This is a genomic window from Actinacidiphila glaucinigra, from assembly GCF_035918135.1.
GTDB classification, from domain to species: Bacteria; Actinomycetota; Actinomycetes; order Streptomycetales; family Streptomycetaceae; genus Actinacidiphila; species Actinacidiphila glaucinigra.
In genome coordinates, this window is the sequence record NZ_CP109144.1 from 786,977 (window position 1) to 803,742 (window position 16,766).

Annotated in this window: 16 protein-coding genes; 4 read left to right on the plus strand and 12 right to left on the minus strand. The window is 73.6% G+C overall.

Annotated features, from left to right (window positions below):
- Positions 1 to 17: 17 nt before the first annotated feature.
- The 6 genes from OIE69_RS03435 to OIE69_RS03460 form a co-directional block, all read right to left on the minus strand.
- The gene (locus tag OIE69_RS03435; protein WP_326570425.1) at positions 18 to 692 is read right to left on the minus strand and encodes a TetR/AcrR family transcriptional regulator; all 675 of its coding nucleotides are present in this window, start codon (positions 690 to 692) and stop codon (positions 18 to 20) included.
- Positions 689 to 1,630, minus strand: a complete 942-nt coding sequence (locus OIE69_RS03440; protein WP_326570426.1) for a hypothetical protein — start codon at positions 1,628 to 1,630, stop codon at positions 689 to 691. Before OIE69_RS03440 ends, OIE69_RS03435 begins: the two co-directional genes overlap by 4 nt.
- The gene (locus tag OIE69_RS03445; protein WP_326570427.1) at positions 1,627 to 2,115 is read right to left on the minus strand and encodes a hypothetical protein; all 489 of its coding nucleotides are present in this window, start codon (positions 2,113 to 2,115) and stop codon (positions 1,627 to 1,629) included. The genes OIE69_RS03440 and OIE69_RS03445 overlap by 4 nt, the downstream gene beginning before the upstream one ends.
- Positions 2,116 to 2,118: 3 nt before the next feature.
- Positions 2,119 to 3,345 carry a macrolide family glycosyltransferase gene (locus OIE69_RS03450; protein WP_326570428.1) on the minus strand — a complete coding sequence of 409 codons (1,227 nt, stop codon included), beginning with the start codon at positions 3,343 to 3,345 and terminating at the stop codon, positions 2,119 to 2,121.
- On the minus strand, positions 3,342 to 4,199 hold the full coding sequence (locus OIE69_RS03455; protein WP_326570429.1) for a patatin-like phospholipase family protein: 858 nt from the start codon (positions 4,197 to 4,199) through the stop codon (positions 3,342 to 3,344). The genes OIE69_RS03450 and OIE69_RS03455 overlap by 4 nt, the downstream gene beginning before the upstream one ends.
- A gap of 425 nt (positions 4,200 to 4,624) precedes the next feature.
- The gene (locus OIE69_RS03460) at positions 4,625 to 5,110 is read right to left on the minus strand and encodes a MarR family winged helix-turn-helix transcriptional regulator (RefSeq protein ID WP_326570430.1); all 486 of its coding nucleotides are present in this window, start codon (positions 5,108 to 5,110) and stop codon (positions 4,625 to 4,627) included.
- A 151-nt stretch (positions 5,111 to 5,261) separates the two neighbouring features.
- Between OIE69_RS03460 and OIE69_RS03465 the strand changes: the two genes are divergently transcribed.
- Positions 5,262 to 5,768, plus strand: coding sequence for a signal peptidase II (locus tag OIE69_RS03465; RefSeq protein WP_326570431.1), 507 nt, complete (start codon positions 5,262 to 5,264; stop codon positions 5,766 to 5,768).
- 54 nt (positions 5,769 to 5,822) lie between these two features.
- On the opposite strand, the gene OIE69_RS03470 is transcribed toward OIE69_RS03465, so the two are convergent.
- Complete coding sequence (locus tag OIE69_RS03470; RefSeq protein ID WP_326570432.1) at positions 5,823 to 6,197, minus strand: winged helix-turn-helix transcriptional regulator; 375 nt, start codon at positions 6,195 to 6,197, stop codon at positions 5,823 to 5,825.
- Positions 6,198 to 6,336: 139 nt separating this feature from the next.
- On the opposite strand from OIE69_RS03470, the gene OIE69_RS03475 reads away from it, so the two are divergent.
- Entirely contained in the window at positions 6,337 to 7,404 is a 1,068-nt protein-coding gene (locus tag OIE69_RS03475; protein WP_326570433.1) for an alkene reductase, read from the plus strand.
- A 155-nt stretch (positions 7,405 to 7,559) separates the two neighbouring features.
- Positions 7,560 to 9,524, plus strand: coding sequence for an FUSC family protein (locus OIE69_RS03480; RefSeq protein WP_326570434.1), 1,965 nt, complete (start codon positions 7,560 to 7,562; stop codon positions 9,522 to 9,524).
- On the opposite strand, the gene OIE69_RS03485 is transcribed toward OIE69_RS03480, so the two are convergent.
- The 4 genes from OIE69_RS03485 to OIE69_RS03500 all read right to left on the minus strand — a co-directional run bounded on the left by OIE69_RS03485 (position 9,504) and on the right by OIE69_RS03500 (position 15,422).
- Complete coding sequence (locus OIE69_RS03485) at positions 9,504 to 11,207, minus strand: phytoene desaturase family protein (RefSeq protein WP_326570435.1); 1,704 nt, start codon at positions 11,205 to 11,207, stop codon at positions 9,504 to 9,506. The two genes, OIE69_RS03480 and OIE69_RS03485, sit on opposite strands and share 21 nt — an antisense overlap.
- A 46-nt stretch (positions 11,208 to 11,253) precedes the next feature.
- Positions 11,254 to 13,392 (minus strand): SpoIIE family protein phosphatase, encoded by a 2,139-nt coding sequence (locus tag OIE69_RS03490; protein ID WP_392567647.1) that lies wholly within the window; start codon positions 13,390 to 13,392, stop codon positions 11,254 to 11,256.
- A 418-nt stretch (positions 13,393 to 13,810) separates the two neighbouring features.
- Complete coding sequence (locus tag OIE69_RS03495) at positions 13,811 to 14,533, minus strand: hypothetical protein (protein WP_326570437.1); 723 nt, start codon at positions 14,531 to 14,533, stop codon at positions 13,811 to 13,813.
- A gap of 151 nt (positions 14,534 to 14,684) precedes the next feature.
- Entirely contained in the window at positions 14,685 to 15,422 is a 738-nt protein-coding gene (locus OIE69_RS03500; RefSeq protein WP_326570438.1) for a sigma-70 family RNA polymerase sigma factor family protein, read from the minus strand.
- Between the two features lie 272 nt (positions 15,423 to 15,694).
- Here OIE69_RS03500 and OIE69_RS03505 point away from each other — a divergent pair, with 272 nt between their 5' ends.
- On the plus strand, positions 15,695 to 16,231 hold the full coding sequence (locus OIE69_RS03505; RefSeq protein ID WP_326570439.1) for a SigE family RNA polymerase sigma factor: 537 nt from the start codon (positions 15,695 to 15,697) through the stop codon (positions 16,229 to 16,231).
- A gap of 33 nt (positions 16,232 to 16,264) precedes the next feature.
- Here OIE69_RS03505 and OIE69_RS03510 read toward each other — a convergent pair whose 3' ends face one another.
- Positions 16,265 to 16,726, minus strand: a complete 462-nt coding sequence (locus OIE69_RS03510; protein ID WP_326570440.1) for a cupin domain-containing protein — start codon at positions 16,724 to 16,726, stop codon at positions 16,265 to 16,267.
- Positions 16,727 to 16,766 lie beyond the last annotated feature (40 nt).

The following is a 16,766-nucleotide window of genomic DNA, read 5'->3' on the forward strand; positions in this document are numbered from 1 at the left end:
TACGTATCGGTAGCCTGCTAATGACAGGAATACGTCGTTCCGCGTTCGCGGTGTCCCGGTGCCCCCTCGTTTCCGGATCCGGGGGCCTCGACGGCGAGGGCGAGCAGTTCCGTCAGCTTCACGAAGTCCACTGAGGCCAGGGGCTCGACCGGGAAGACGTAGCGCAGCATGACGAGGCCGTTCAGGTGCGCGCGGACCACGCATGCGGATATCGGCGACCGCTGGGACCCGTCCGGGGCGAGCCGGTCCAGGCACGAGGCGAGGGCCGCGTCGACGCGCTCGCGGAGCGTCGTGGCGATCGGCCCGTCCGACGTGCCGGTCCGGTAGACGGCGACCAGCGCCGGGCGGGTCGACTCGTCCTCCCAGACGGTGAGCAGTGTCCGGGCGAGCCGACACCCCCAGTTCGCGGGACCGGCCTCCGCCTCGTCGGCCGTGGGGCCGTCGAAGAGGGTGGACAGGTCGATGCGGGAGGACACGGCGTCCCGGAAGAGGGTGTCCTTGTCGCCGAAGAAGTAGTGGATCAACGCGGGGTCCACGTCGGCCCGTCGGGCGATCTCCCGCAGTGTGGTGCCCGAGTGGCCCTTGGCGGCGAAGAGTTCGAGTGCGGCTGCGAGGATCCGGTCCTTCCTGTCGCTCTTCCCGGAAGGTTCGCCGGCGCCGTCGCTTCGGGCCCGCCCAGTGCGTGGCCTCATGTCAGACGGCAGGGTGCCGGTGTGTCCGCGCTGCGGTGGTGGGCGCGGATGAGTGCGATCACGGTGTCCGCGGTGCGGTCGACGTACCTGCGGCCGTCGGGTGTACGGGCGGTGCGGCTGATGTAGCTGGCCGGGCCGACGTGCGTGGCCGGATCGAGCGGGTGCACGGTGATCTTGCCGGCGCGGCGGGCGCGGTTCCAGCCGCTGCGGCCGAGCAGCGGCCAGCGCTGGGGGAAGATCCAGGTGCCGAGCCGTTCGATGCGGTCACCGGCACTGGTCAGCCGGTGCACATGCTCGGCGTGGGTGAGGTCGTTGGCGCCGTTGTGGAAGCCGCCCAGCGTGATCAGCAGAAGAGGCGCGTGCAGCCGGGCGTGCAGTTCGTCGACCGCGCCGGTGGCGACCTGGGCGCCGCCGCTGTAGCTCAGCAGCACCACGGGGGTGCCGCTGTCGGGGTGGTAGCCGGCCAGGCGGAGCTGGGTGGCGATCTGGCGGCCGACGGCCCGGTTGTAGAGGGGGCGGTAGCGGCGGTCGGCGGCGACGAAGATCTGCATCACGTTGTGCAGGAACAGCAGCAGCCCGATGCGGCGGCGCAGCCATGCCCAGACCGGCCTTTCGGCCAGCGGGTCCGCGAGGGGCGAGTAGGGCTGGACCTGGCTGAGCACCCGTAGTTCGGGGGCCCTGGCGAGGAGGGCCGTGACCAGTTGGCCGCCGTCGCGGGTGTCGCGGACACGGCGTTTGCCGATGCCGTCCAGGTAGACGAGGTAGGCGTCGGGGGGGTTGTCGGGTGCCGCGCCGCGGGCGTAGGGCATGCCCGCCGGGAGTTCGGTGACGGGGGCGCGCCAGCGCGCACCGTAGGCCAGCACCTCGTAGCGGGCCAGCAGCGCTTCGGCGATCAGGGCCGGTCCGACGGCGAACGCCCAGAGCAGGTACCCGTTCATGCGATCGCCTCCCGTGGTTCTGTCGCGCTGATCCTGATGACCAGACGCCGTACCGCCTCGACCGCGAGGCCGAGTCCGGCCCCCGCGACGGCCACGCAGCCGGCCGCGTCCCACCAGCCGATGCCGGTGGCCGCGGCGAGCGGGCCGGCCAGACCGGCCCCGACCCCGACGAAGAGCACGAGGTGGAGGAAGGGTCCGAGCCAGGGGAAGGCGAGGATGCCGGCGAGCATCAGCGGGGCCGCCAGGTCCGCCGTCCACACCGGTCCGGCGCCCTGCGGTGGAGCGGACAGCGCCAGCTCGGCCAGGGTCGCCGCGGTGAGCGGCCACAGCGCGAAGACGGCGCTCTCGACGAGGCCGCCGCCCAGCAGCGATCCCGCCACGAGGCTGCGCGGCATGCCGGGTCGGCGCACGGCCAGGGGCACGATGCGCCCGGCCGCCTCGGACACCCCGGCGAGCCCGAGCAGGATCATGACGGCGATGGACATGGCTCAGCCCCGCCTCGAAGCGTGGGCGCAGACCCGGGTCCGGTCGGCGGGGCCGGCCGCGCCCAGGTAGGTTTCGAGTTCGTCCGCCGCACGCCGGGATCCGCCGGCTTCGCGCTGGGCGGTCCGCAGGCCGGCGGCGGCCGCCCGGAACCCGGGGCCCTTGAGCAGGCGTCCGGCGAGGCCGCGCACCGCGTCCTCGGTGATGTCCCGGGTGGGGATCGCGAGTCCGGCGCCGAGTTCCTCGACGCGACGGGCCACCATCGGCTGGTCGGCGCCCTGGGGGACGACGAGCATCGGGACCCCGGCGTACAGGGCCTCGTTGACGCTGTTCATGCCTCCGTGGGTGATGAACAGCGAGGCGCGGGCGAGGACTTCGGGCTGCGGGACGAACCGGCGGACGAGCACGTTGGGCGGCAGCGGGCCCAGCGCGGCGGGGTCGGTGCGTCCCGTGGAGACGACAGCGGTGCCGGCCAGCCCGGCCAGGGCGGTGGCGAGCGTGCGCAGCAGCCGCGCGTCGGCGTTGAACACCGTGCCCAGCGAGGCGTACACCACGGGGTCCCGCAGCCGGTCGACGGGGAAGGAGGGGTCGGCCGGACGGGCGCCGATGCTCGGGCCGACGAACCGGTAGGAGGCGTCGAACTGGCCGGCCCTGGGCTGGAAGGCCCGCGAGGTGAAGACGAGATTGAGCGGCTGGCGGAGGTTGCCCAGGTCGGCCAGGGGCAGTCCGTGGGTGTCGTAGCGGCGGCGCAGGTCCCAGCGCGACCTCAGGTAGCCCCGGACGCTGTCGGGCCGGGCCGCCGCGGCGCTCAGCAGGTCCCAGGAGCCGCGGGTCGGGCTCGGCACGAGCCGGTTGAACGCGAACGTGGTGAACGACGAGGCGGCCGGCACGCCGAGTTCATGGGCTGCGACCGCGCCCCACAGGCAGGCGTTGTCGTGGACGACGAGGTCCGGCCGGATGCGCCGCAGGTCGGTGAGGACGGCGGGCAGCAGGCCGACCGCGCTGTCGGCCAGCCCCTTGAGCAGCGTGACCGGTGTCGGCGGATCGGGCAGGGGCTGCTCGCCGCCGGGGTAGAGGTACACCTCGGCGCCCGCGGCCTCGATCTCCTCACGGAAGGCGGCCGAGGTGTGGTAAGTGACGCGGTGGCCGCGCCGGACGAGTTCGGCGACCACCGGCAGGGTCGGGTTGACCCGGCCGTGCATGGCGATGTTGAGGAAGGCGATGGTGCTCACAGGAGGCCCCCTGACACAGAGGATGCCGCCCCGGCCGTGGCCGGCGAGGGGGCGTCGGTTCGGTACAGGCCGGGCCCGCCGACGCGCAGCGCGTCGAGGAAGTCCCCCGCCGTGCGGTGCGCGGTGCTGATCAGCCGCTGGGAATGGCCGAAGTCCCAGGGTGCGGGCCAGGCGTCGATGCCGGTCGGCAGTACGACGGTCGGGACGTGCCGGGACACCTCGTCCAGATCACGCTCGATCTGGTGGCGCATCAGGAGCACCCCGGCCCTGGCGGCGACCGCGCCGGCCCCGCGGCGCCGGTCGGTCCGGCCGGGGGGTGCGCCCTCGGGGCCGGTCGACAGCGCCACGACGCTGGCCGCGCCGGCCTGAAGGGCCGCCAGCACCGGGAGGTAGGCGATCACGCCGCCGTCGACGAGCGTCCTGTCCTCGCGGTCGACCGGGGGCAGGATTCCGGGGACCGCCGCGCTGGCCAGCAGGGCGGACTCCAGGTCGCCGTGGTCGAGCAGCGCCGGGGCGCCGGTGTCCAGGTCCATGGCGACCGCCGTGAACGCGATGGGCAGTTCCTCGATCCGGGACGGCAGTCCGGACCGCTCGATCAGCCGGCGCAGGCCGCGGTCGGCGAAGACGCTGGCCCGTGAGGCCGGATAGCCGAGCGGGTACACCTCACGACGGCGCAGGCCGGTCCACACGCGGTCCAGCCAGGCCGCCGAACCGTCGGGATGGGCGGCCGCGATCGCCCCCAGAAGGGCGCCCACCGAGGTGCCGATGATCATGTCGGGGACGAACCCGCGTTCTTCCAGCGCGTACCCCGCGCCGACGTGCGCCGCCCCGAGCACGCCACCGGCACCCACCACCGCCGCCACGGGGCGGGGAAGGGCGTCCAGGGAAGCCGATACCGGCCGCCCCGGCGTGCGGCCGCAGGGCCAGGGAAGTGCCAGGTCGCCGGCCGCGGCGGCCAGAGGCCGACCACGGCCGCGTCCGCCCACGGGGTCGCCCCCGCGGAAGTCCAAGCGTGGCAATGGCACCGGTATCCGGCCACAAGCAATCCTCATGATCCACCTCCTTCACCGCGGCACCGCTTCGGATCGGTGTCGCGGCCCGACGACCTCCCACCCCGCGCATCTTCGTTACACCAGCGACAGTATCATTTAATACCGTCTCGTGTGCGACTTTCTTACAACCAAGAACGGGGTACGACCGGCCCTCCGGCGCGGAACGCGACGAAAAAGCCGCGCGGCGCAAGCGCCACGCGGCCGGAGATCCTTCTCTGCGGCTGTGCCTACGCCTCGCCGTCCGAGGGATGGGCGAATCGGGTCAGCAGCTCGGTCAGCAGCTCGGGCTCACCGGGGCCCAGATCGGCGACAAGCCGGTCGGCCAGGGGCTCGGCCGCCACATGGGCCGCGTCGAACATTTCGAGGCCCGCGGGCGTGATCTCCACCGCCCGCACCCGCCGGTCCCCCGGCACGGCCCTGCGGACGGCGAGGCCCTTGCGCTCCAGGTCGTCCACGACCCGCATGATCCCCGCCTTGTCCGACCCCGTCGCCGCGGCCAGGTCCCGCTGCACCGTGGGGCCGCGGTCGACCAGCACCATCAGCACGGCGAAGTGCCGTATCTCGATGCCGAGCGGCCGGAGCGCCTCCACCATCACCGCGCCCGCGCGCCAGTGCGCCCGGCGCAGCAGCAGGCCCAGGGCGAACGGCGAGGTGTCCCCGGGGCGGTCGGTCGCGCGCGGGGCGCCGGCTCCACGAGGCGTGTCGGCAGTCATGGACGCACATTACCAGCCATCCATCCGTTCGAGACCGTATCAAGTGAAACTAAATCCGGGCCGCGCGCCGCCGGCTCGCTCCGGGCGCCCGCTTCCTCACCGGGAGCTGCGCGTACGCTCGGTGCGGGCACCAGCGATCAGGAGGTGGGCGGTGCGGCGGGCGTATCTGCTGTGGACGGTTGCGGCGGCCGGCTTCGCCGTGGACCAGATCACGAAGGCGATCGCCGCGGTGGTCGTCGAGGGCCACGAGCCCAGGCACGCCCTGGGCGGCGCGGTGACCTTCACCGCCTTCCGGAACTCCGGGGCGGCCGGCTCCTTCGCCCCCCGCGCGACCCTGCTCTTCACGCTGGTGGCGATCGTCGCGCTGGTGGCCATCGCGCGGGTCGCCGGCTCCATACGCTCCACGGGCTGGGCGGTCGGTCTCGGACTGATCTTCGCGGGCGCCGGCGGCAACCTCGCCGACCGGCTCTTCCGCACCCCCGGCTTCGGCCGGGGGGCCGTACTGGACTTCATCCGGATCGGCGATTCCGGGATCTTCAACCTCGCCGATCAGTGCATCACGGCCGGTGCCGCGATCGTCCTCATCCAGAGCTTCCGCGGCGTCCCGCTGCGCGCCGCCGTCACGAGCGGCGTCGGAAACCAGGCGCTGGAGCGGTAGGGGCGGCGCTCACGCCGCGGCCCACGGTGCGCGTGCACCGCGGGCCGCGGGGCGTCAGGCCGCCGGCTCGATCTCCTCGCCGGACGGGACCGCCTCGTCCGCCTCGTCCTCCGCCGGCAGCCACGACTCGGCCCACGTCGAGATCTCCCGGACGACCTCCTCCAGGGCGCGGCCCTTGGCGGTGAGGCGGTACTCGATGGTCACCGGGGTGGTCGGGAGCACATGGCGTTCGACGACGCCTTCCTGCTCGAAGCGCTTGAGGCGGTCCGACAGCAGCTTGTCGGTGATGTCGGGGATGGCGTCACTGATCTGCCGGAAGTGCGTCGCGCCCCGGAGCAGCTCGCGCAGGATCACCCCTGCCCACCGGCGGCCGATCATCTCGACGGCCAGGTGGTACCGAGGGCAGAAGTCGGGCTCGTAGCTGCTCATACCGCACAGCTTACCAAAAGATAGCGACTTGCCGACAGGAGTCCGCTCTGCTAACTTCCCCAGGGCCAGTCACTTTCAAATAGATAGCCCCTATCCCTCAGGGCTGGCGCACCCTCCACCGGACAAGGACTGACCTGAGATGACTGCACCGTTCGAGCCCCTCACCGTCGGGGAAACCCGCGTCTCCCACCGGATCTTCATGTCGCCCATGACGCGCAACCGCGCGACCGCCGAGGGCGGACTGGCCACCGAGGCCATGGTCGACTACTACGTGCAGCGGGCCGGGGCGGCCGCGCTGATCATCACCGAGGGCACCCAGCCCAGCCGGGTCGGCCAGGGCTACATCGCGACCCCCGGCCTGCACAGCGACGAGCAGGTGGCCGCCTGGCGCACCCTGACCGACGGCGTCCACGCGGCCGGCGGCACGATCTTCGCCCAGATCATGCACTCCGGGCGGATCGGCCACCGGGACCTGACGGGCCTGGTCCCGGTCGCGCCGTCCGCCGTGCGCGCGCCCGGCGTCACGTACACCGCCGAGGGGCCCAAGGAGCACGACGTCCCGCGCGAACTGACCGAGGAGGAGATCCTCGAGACGATCGCCGACCACGTCTCGGCGGCGCGCAACGCCGTCGCCGCCGGCTTCGACGGCGTGGAGCTCCACTCCGCCTCCGGCTACCTGCTCCACCAGTTCCTCTCCGACAGCGTCAACCTCCGTACCGACCGCTGGGGCGGCAGCACCGAGAACCGCATCCGCTTCGTCGTGGAGACCGTCAGGGCCGTGGCCGAGGCCATCGGCGCGCAGCGCGTCGGACTGCGCATCTCCCCCGGCATCACGGACCAGGGCATCGTCGAGAACGATCCCGTCGAGCTGTACACCGCCCTGCTGACCGCCCTGTCCGACCTGCCGCTCGCCTACGTCCACACCCGCGAGCAGGCCGGACGCGACCTGACGCGCAAGCTCCGTGCCGCCTGGCCCGGCACGCTCGTCCTCAACCCGCAGTACGACGACGAGCGCCCGCCCCACGAGGCCGTCGACGACGTCTTCACCGAGGGCATCGCCGACGCCGTCACCCTCGGCCGGGCGTTCCTCGCCAACCCCGACCTCGTCGCCCGCATCAAGGCCCAGGGGCCCTACAACACCCCGAACCCGGCGAGCTACTACGGCGGGGACGAGCGGGGCTACACCGACTACCCGGTCCTCGCCTGACCACGCCCGCGTGCCGCCTCACCGGCGGTGCGCACCGGCGGACGCGCCGGGCGCCCTCCCTCCCCGGGACGGGCCCGGCGCTCTGGTAGGACTCGTCACACGGCGCGGGCGGGGCACGGGTTCCATCGCCGTCCCGACGTTCGGAGGCCACGAGGTTGCCCCACTCCCCAGCCGCCCGTGCCGGCGGCTTCCTGCGTGACGCCCTGCGCCCCGGCGGCGGCCCCGGCTACCGGTACGCCCCCGGTCTGCGCGCGGCGGTGAGCATGGGCATCCCCCTGACCGCCGGCGCCGCCACGGGCCACCTGCCGTGGGGACTGGCGGCCACCATGGGTGCCTTCGCCGCCGTCTACGGCGCGAAGGAGCCCTACGCCAGGCGGGCGGTGCTCCTGGCCGGGGTGGGGGCGGGCTTCGTGCTCTCCGTCGCCGCCGGGTCGCTGGCCGGGGGCAGGATCTGGCTCGCGCCCGTCGTGATCGGCCTCGTCGGCGCGGTCGCCACGTACGTCTGCGACGCGCTGCGGATCGGGCCGCCGGGCGGCTACCTGTTCGCGCTCGCCTGTGCCATGTCCACTCCGCTGCCCTTCGACGGGGCGGCGACCGGGCAGCGGGTCACGCTCACCGCGGCCGGTGCCGCCTGTGCCTGGCTGGTCTCGATGTCGGGCTTCCTGGTCGACCGCAGCGGGCCGGAGACGACGGCGGTCGCCGACGCCTACGAGCAGCTCGCCGCCTACCTCGACGCGATCGGCGGTCCCCGCCAGGATGCCGCCCAGCACCAGGCGGCCATCGCGCTGCGCACCGCCTGGTACGCCGTCGCGGCACCGCCCCAGCCCCGGGGCCGGGCGGGCGGCCGGGCACGGCTGCGCACCGCGGTACGGCAGGCCCACCACGTGTTCGCCGCAGCCGTCCGCGCCGCCGCCGCATCGCGTGAGCCGCTCCCGGACGACCTGGCCGGGGCGCTGCGCAGCACCGCCGGCTGCCTTCGCGAGCGGCGTACCCCTCCCCCGCTCCCGGCCCCCGGGCCGGGCGGGGAACCCGCCGGGCGGCGTGCCGTGCGCGGCGAGGTCGAGCGGGCGGTACGCGATGCCGTGTCGGGGGCACCGCCGGGCGACGCCGGGGAACTCCTCGAACCGTCCGGCGCCACACGGCTGCTGGCCTCGGCCAGGAAACGGCACTCCCTGGTCCTGCCCGCCGCGCTGCGCGTCGGATCGGGCGCCGTCATCGCCGGCTGGCTCGCCCACCTGAGCGGATTCGCACAGTCCTACTGGGCCTCGGGCGCCGCCATCGTCGTCCTGCAGGGCGCCAACGTCACCACCGTGATCCGGCGCGGTCTGCAGCGCGGTGCCGGCACCGCGGCCGGCGTCCTCCTCGGGGGCACCGTCCTGGCCTTCCACCCCGGCGCGGCCGCTCTGGTGGCGGCCGTGATGCTCGCCCAGTTCGCCGCGGAAGCCGTCCTGGCCCACAACTACGCGCTCGGCGTCGCCTTCATCACCCCCCTGTCGCTGTTCCTGACCGAGGCCGCACAACCGGCCCTTCCCGTGGGCGACCTCGTCACGGCCCGCCTCCTGGACACCGTCTGCGGCTGCGTCGTCGGCGTGGCGGCAGGTCTGACCCTGTGGCGGCGCACGTCGACCGTCCGGCTCCCCAGCACCCTCGCCCACGTCATCCGCGCGGAAGGCACGGCCTGGCACCTGATCCTCACCACCGACGACTCCGGGAACGGCGCCGCCGCCAGCGCCCGGCACCGCCTGCGCACCGAGCTGATCAACCTCCGCACCGTCGCCGACAGCGCCGCCGGAGACCGCCCGGCCCCCTGCGAACTCGCCCGGCTCTGGCCGGCCATCGCCGCCACCCAGCAACTGGGCTATCTGGCCGTCTCCACCACCCGCCCGCCGTCCCCGCGGCCGCGGCCCGGCCCCGGCCCCGGCGACGCCGCCCGCGTCCGGCGTGCCTTCGACACCCTCGCCGCCTCCGCCGCGACCGGCGCCCCTCCACCGCCCCTCGACCTTCCCCCGCTCGCGCTGCCGGCCCGCCTGGACTCCGTACTGCACGCCCTGCACAGCGCCCTGAGCGCCCCTCACACCGGGGAATGCCACCGCCGACCGCTACGGCGCGGCCGGCGCTGAACCCGCCCGGGCCCGCCGGTCCCGCCGGGCCCGCCGGTCCCACCGGGCCCGCCGGTCCCGCCGGGCCCGCCGGGCCCGCCGGTCCCACCGCCGGAAGCGGGAATCCCACAGCACCCGGCGCGCGGCGAGCACGCCCGATGTGGCGTTGTTGCCGGCGCCCGGCCAGGTCGCGGCACCGGTCAGGTACAGACCGGGCACCGCCGTGCGGTAGCCGCCGTGCCCGGGCATCGGCCGGAACAGGAAGTTCTGGGCCAGGTGGTGGCTGCCGCCGGTGCTGTCGCCGCCCACCAGGTTGGGATCGGCCGCCTCCAGGTCCTGCGGGGTGTACGCGGTGACGTGGGCGATCCGTTCCCGGCTGCCGGGTGCGTACCGCTCCAGCTTGGCCAGCACCCGGTCGGTCACCGCGTCGGCGACGTCGGGCCAGTGGGTCTGCCGGATCGCGCCCGCCGCGTCACTGCGGATGCGGGTGGGCATCGTACGGACCTGGATCCACACGACGTGGCGGCCCGCGGGGGCCCGGGTCGGGTCGACCGCGGAGGTCTGCCCGACGATCAGCAGCGGGTCGGCGGGCAGCAGCCCCGCCTGCGATTCGGTGTAGGTGCGCGCCAGGTCGTCGACGTACGGCGCCACATGGACGTACCCGAAGCCGGACAACTCCTCTCCCGCCGCCCAGGGCAGGGGGCCGTCGAGCGCGAGGTGCAGCATCAGGGTGCCCGGGCCGTACAGGAAGCGGTCCGCCCTGCGGCGCACCCGCGCGGGAACCTCCTCCGGCTCCAGCAGGTCCCGGTACAGCACGCCCGGACCGGTGTTCGCGATCACCGCGCGCCGCGCCGTCACCGTACCGCCGTCCGCGGTCCGCACGCCGACGGCCCTCCCGTCACGGCACAGCACACGGTCGACCCCGACACCGGTGCGGACCTCGCCACCGTGGTCGGCGAGCACGGCCGCGAGCGCCTGCGGCAGCCGCTGCGCGCCGCCCTCGACGAGGGCCATGCCGTTCTCCATGTCCGCGAACAGTTCCAGGAAGGGGAACATCGCCCCGCCGGACACGTCCGGTGCGAAGTCCAGGTGCATGCCCCAGCAGGCCGCCATCGCCTGCGCCTCGCGTGTGGCGAACCAGACCTCGCCCAGTTCACGGGTGCTCATGAGCAGCGTGTGCGCGAGGTCGCCCGCGCCGCGTACGCCGTGGTGGCGCAGCAGGCCCAGGACCTCGCGCGCCGCCGACGGGGACGGCAGCGCGGAACCGTAGAGCGCGAACAGGTGGGGCGCGAACCGCTGGTACTCGCGGTACAGGCCGGCGAAACCCTCGGCGTCCCCGGGGTCGTGTGCCGCGAGTTCCTCCATCGTGCGTGCGTAGTCGCCGTACACGCGGATGCTGCGGCCGTCGGGGAACACATTGGCGTACGGGCGGTCGGTGGTGCGGAACCGCAGCCCGTGGCGCGTGAGTTCGGCGCCGAAGTCGGCGTACGCCCGGGAACCGAGGAAGAGGTTCTGGTTGGTGGAGTACAGGTCGTGCACGAACCCGGGCAGTGTCACCTCGCCGCCGGCGATGGCGCCGCCCACGGCGGCGTTCCGCTCCAGCACGGCCACCGACCACCCCGCCCGCGCCAGGTACAGGGCCGCCACCAGTCCGTTGTGGCCGCCGCCGACCACGACCGCGTCGTAGGTGTCCGCGGCCGTCATCGCCCGGCCCTCCCCGCGCCGCGGGTCCTCCCGTTGCCCCAAAGGATCATGGTCCCGTCCTTCGTCGTCCTTCGTTCGCCGGTGGGGTGGCCCCGGGGCCGCTCGGGCGGACGATCAGCAAGGCCGTGTCGTCGGTACCGGGGGCGGTCCGCAGGGCGTGTTCGAGGAGGCTGTCCGCGACGGCGTCCACTCCCAGATCGGCCGTCGCCACCAGGTGCCGCACGAGGTCGTCCGCGGCGGACTCCGCGTCGGCCCCGGGCGACTCGACGAGGCCGTCCGTGTACAGCGCCAGCAACGTGCCCGGGGGCAGCGGGATCTCCGTGGTGGGGTAGTCGCCGTCCGGTGCGATGCCCAGCAGCAGGCCCGGCGTCAGGCCGAGGATCCCCGCGTTCCCGTCGGGCCGGCGGATCAGGGGCGGGGGGTGGCCGGCGGTGGCCAGGCGGGCGACGTGCCGCTCCAGGTCGATGTGGGCGAACAGGCAGCTGGTGAACAGGCCGGGGTCCAGATCGGAGAGCAGCCGGTTGGTCCGGGCCAGCACGTCGCCGGGTGAGGAATGGGCGGTGGCGTGGGCGTGGACGGCGATGCGCACCTGCCCCATGAGCGCGGCGGCCTGCAGATTGTGGCCCTGTACGTCGCCGATGGTGACGGCCGCGCAGTTGGGGCCGCAGTGGATGAGGTCGTAGAAGTCGCCGCCGATCTCGCTCCCGTGGCCGGCCGGCAGGTAGCGGGCGGCGACCTCGAGGCCGGGAATTCGCGGCAGTTCCTTGGGGAGCAGGCCGGTCTGGAGGGTGCGGGCGAGTTGGTGCTTGGTGTCGTAGAGATGGGCGCGGTCCAGGGCCTGCGCGATGAGTCCGGCCAGGGCGATCAGGACGTTCCGCTCGGCCTGCGGGAAGGGGCGGGACCGGTCGTAGGACAGGACCAGCAGCCCGACGGGGCGGCCCGAGGTGATCAGCGGCAGGAAGGCCCACGCGTCCCGGTTCCGGAAGCGGAGGGCCTGCGGGTAGGCACGGTGCAGATCGGCGAAGCTGGTGAAGAACAGCGGGGTGCCCCGGCTCAGGGCCCGGGCGGTCACGATGGCGGAGGTCAGGGGCGTTCCGTCGACCTTGGCCATGAACTCGTCGCTGTAGCCGCGGTGGCCGACGACGCGCAGCCGGCCGCCCTCGGCGGTGAGCACGACCAGTCCCTGGGCCTCGAACGCCGGGACCAGCTGGTCGGCGACCTGGTCGACCACGTCCTGCACGCCGACCGCCTCGGTGAGCGTCGCGGCCAGGTACATCAACTGGTACATGGCCGAGGCGCCGACCGGGCCGCGGGCGCCTGGGGGAAGCGCCGGCCCGTCAGCGGCCCGCTCGGGCTCACCCGCCGCCGGGGTCACGGTGACGCTGACCCCGGAGGAGCCGGGGACGAGGCGGAAGGACAGCCACTGGTCCGGGGGGCGCAGGGCGGTGAACGAGGTGGTCTGCTTGCTGATGACGGCGGCGCGGTACGCGTCCTCGAACGCCGGGCCGTCGACCCACAGCAGCCGTTCCCAGGGCAGTGAGCCCATCAGGTCCGCGGCACCGGCGCCGAGGAGGTCGGCCGCCGCCGCGTTGAGGAACCTGACCCGTCCCTCCAGATCCAGCGAGCAGCACCCGGTCGGCAGCCGCTCGGCGAAGTCGTACGCCGCCAGCGCCTCGGCCCGCCCCGGCTCACGGCGGCGCGCCGCCCGCAGGATCAGGGGGTCGGCGCCGGCCACGACGGGGTGGCCCCGGTCCGAGTAGTGCCGCAGGAGCCGCCCCGACCTGCCGCAGAAGATGCCGATCACGTCCCGCTCGCCGGGGCTCAGTACCGGCGGGTGCCAGACGGGCCACAGCAGGCACACCGCCCCCCACACCTCGTCGCCGTCCATGATCGGCGCCGCCGCCAGCATGATCTCGTAGGGGGCCACCAGCGCGACCCGGGGGAAGCGCTCGGCCAGCTCCCGGGAATTGCCCACCCACACCAGCGACCGTTCCCGCGCGGCCTGCGCCACCGGCGCCGCGTCGTCGAGCGCGATCCGCGCCCAGGGTGCGGCGATCCGCCGGGAGGTACCGGACAGCGCCACCAGGTCCAGCGCACGCTCCTCCGGCGCGAGCACGTAGAGCATGCCCACCGCGGTGTCGGTGTTCCGGACGAGACCCTCGAACAGGCCCGCGAGGCGCCGCATGCCGCCCGTCTTCGGCCTCACGTCATGCCGGGTCACCGCGTTCGCCCCCGTCGCCTTGGTGCCGGGACGCGTGGGCCGGACACCGGCGGTATCGTGCGCGCCGAGCCGTCCGCCGGTGCCGCTGAGCCTCGCGGCCACCACACCGCTCTGGTCCCATAACCGGACCATACGCCCCAAGGGGCATTACGGCATCCACAGGCGCCGACTACCGTGGGCGACCGTCACCGGTCGTGATCGCCGCAGGTCGGAGCGGGCACCGCTGGTGGACCGAGGAGGCCGGGATCAGCCGCCCGGGAGGGACGGCCCGGCGGTGCCGTGGGGAGAAGTACCGAGGTGGGGCGGTCGCGCCGGCCCCGCGCACGCCTGGACGAGACGCGCACGGGTCCGGCCCTTCACGGGTGTTGCGTGTCCCCGGCCGTCACATGCCCTCGGTGACGACGTCCATGTCGGAGCTGAAGATGACGACCTTCTCGATCAGGTCGCCCTCGCACTGGAGTATTTCCGATCCCAATGCGGACTTGCCGCCGGGGAAACCGAAGTTCCAGGCCCAGTGGATGAATTCGCGGTTCTGGGAGTGACTCACGACGAGGCCGCTCAACGGCGGGGCCTGGCGCTGCACGACGGTGATGTAGTCGTTGAGGGCGTCCCGGCCCACGAATACGTGGTCGGGCTCCATCAACGTGATGTTCTCCGTGTAGATGCCCTCCATCGCCTTGCTGCGCGCGACGGGGTCCGGGGTCATCCAGACCTCCAGATGCCGGGCGATGAGCACCCGGGCCCGGTCCGACCCGCCGGTCAGCGTCAGGTGGAGGCGGGAGATCCGCCCGTCCGGGTCGAGAGAGGCGGAGACCCGGCCGCTGCCGGAGTCGCCGTTGCCCTTCGGGTCCAGTCCGGCCTGGCTCCACGTGCCCGTGAGGGAGCCGTCCGCCGCCACGGAGGACGTCCAATGGTGCTTGGACTCCTTCCACTTGGCCGCCTGCGTCCGGTGGAGGTCTACGGCCAGGTCCCGGCCCCGGACCATGTCGCCGCTGTGCATCAGCACCACGTCCTCGGCGAGGATGTCACGAAGGTCGTCCAGGTGGGAGTCACCGCTGTCGGCGGAGTCCACGATCTCGAAATAGCGGTCGAGCATCGTCGTCACGCTTGCATTCCATTCTGTCTGCACTTGTGAAGGGGCGCCCGTACTGCGGGAATGGCGCCCGGGGGCGAGAGCGCGTGGTCGCGGTCACGTTCCCGTCAGGGAGACGACGCGGCCACCGCGGAAGTGACAGATCAGATGTCCTGGATCCCGCTCAGGATTCGGGGGTGAAAGCGCCGGTCGCGTGCGCGCGTTGATTCCAGCGGCGCAGCTTGTCCGGATTGAGCACGGCCCAGACCTGTGCCACCCGCCGGTCGGTGACGTCGAGGCTGATGACCGCGGCCACGGTGTGGTCGCAACGCACCACGAGTCCGGTACGGCTGTTCACCGACTGGGCGGTCAGCGTGGTGCGCGGGTGCGGGCCCAGCAGTGTCAGCAGGCTGCGCGTGACCTGCTCGCCGCCGTGCACCGATCGCAGCGTCGTGCGGACCTTGCCGCCGCCGTCGAACACGGCCATGGCGTCGGGGGACAGCGCCGACGACAAGGACGCCGCGTCGCCCGCCGCGCAGGCATCCCCGACGGCGCGGACGACCGCGTCGTGCTCCGGGGAAGGCGACTGACCGGAGCGCTGCGCCAGGAGCCGGCGACGCGCGACGGCGGTGAGCTCGTGGTCGTATCCCGCCGATGGAACGCCGGGCCCGGCACCACCCTCCCGGCCGGGCGCGGCCGGGAGGCCCCGGCAGATGTCCCCGGCGGTCGCCGACAGCCAGGCACGGGGTGACACGATCCGCGCACGCTCCGCACCGGACAGCCCGTACCACCGGCGGTAGGTCTCGTCGATCACGCTCTCCGTGTCGCGGCGGCCACCCGACATCCGGTGGGCGACATCGAGCAGATGCCGCCGCTCGTCGAGCAGCTCCGCGATCGGCACCGCGTCACTGGCAACGTCCATGCGGCATCCTCCCTCTCGTACGAGACCACACAACGCGGCCGCACGCATCAACCTCGTCGAAGTTCGAGGGAGTGTGGGGGTGGTCCGCGCCGCGGGCGTCCTGGGTCCTTCCGGGGCTCGCCAGGGAGACGAGGCGGCCTGCGCGGATGTGACCCGCCCAGGCAACCTGGATATCAGAAATCCAGTTCGGATCGGTCGCACATCACCCGACGTGCACCGGCCGTCGCGTACCGCGGCTGTCACACCCCTGCCGGCCGCCTCGTCTCCCTGGCGTGAACCTGAGCAGCGCCGAGTCGGGCCCGCCGCCCGAGGAGGGCGGCTGGACGGACTTCGAGGAGTTCGCGGCCCACTGCGGTCCGCGCCTGCTGCGCACGGCCTGGATACTCACCGGCGACCGTCACCTCGCCGAGGAACTGCTGCAGACCGCCCTCGCGAGGAGTTGGCCGAAGTGGCGGCGCATCCGCGACGACCGGCCCGAGACATACGTGCGGGGGGTCATGGTGCGGGTGCACCTCCGCCGGTGGCCGAGGCGTCGGCGTGGGGAGGTGCCGTACGCGCGGACGCCCCGGGCGTCCCTGCCCGGCGACCGGTACCGGGAGGCGGACCCGGATGACGCGATGCGCCGGGCCCTGCGCCGCCTGCCGCCGCGGCAGCGGGCCGTGATCGGGCTGCGGTACCTGGAGGGCCTGGGCGTCGAGGAGACGGCGTCACTGCTCAACTGCTCCGCCGGGGCGGTCGGGAGGCGTACGGCGAAGGCACTGCGCACCCTGAACGGCGCCCTTGCCGGTGCCGGCCTACCGCGCCGGTGACCCGAACGCCCACCCCCGGGTGCGCCGGCCGGGTCAGGACGGGCGCGGTGCGCGGCGGTCCCGGCGGGCGGCGAGTTCTCCGTCGTCGACGAACGTGAGCATGGGCCTGCCCTGCTCACAGAGCATCACCACGACGAAGCGCAGCCATTGGCCCGCCTGGTTGTTGCCGTCCTGGTAGTGGATGACGTCGCCGCCCGGCTCCCAGAACGACTCGCCCGCCCGGACGACGCGCTCCGGTTCGCCCTCCAGCTCGAAGAGCATCTCGCCCTCGATGACGTAGCCGAACGCGGGGCCGGTGTGCCGGTGCGGCGGAATCCCCGGATAACCGGGCGGGTACTGCACGAGCAAGGTCATCGCCTGGGCGCGGTCGGGGATGAAGGGCGGTTCCTGTTCCAGCAGTGTGGTGATGCACGACTGCCACGGGACGGGCTCGGCGGAGCCGGATCCGGAGCCGAGTCGGCCCTCGTCCGGTCCGCTGGTGTCGTTGTTCGGCATGGGCACTGACCTCACGATGGACGAACGCGCCGCAGACATC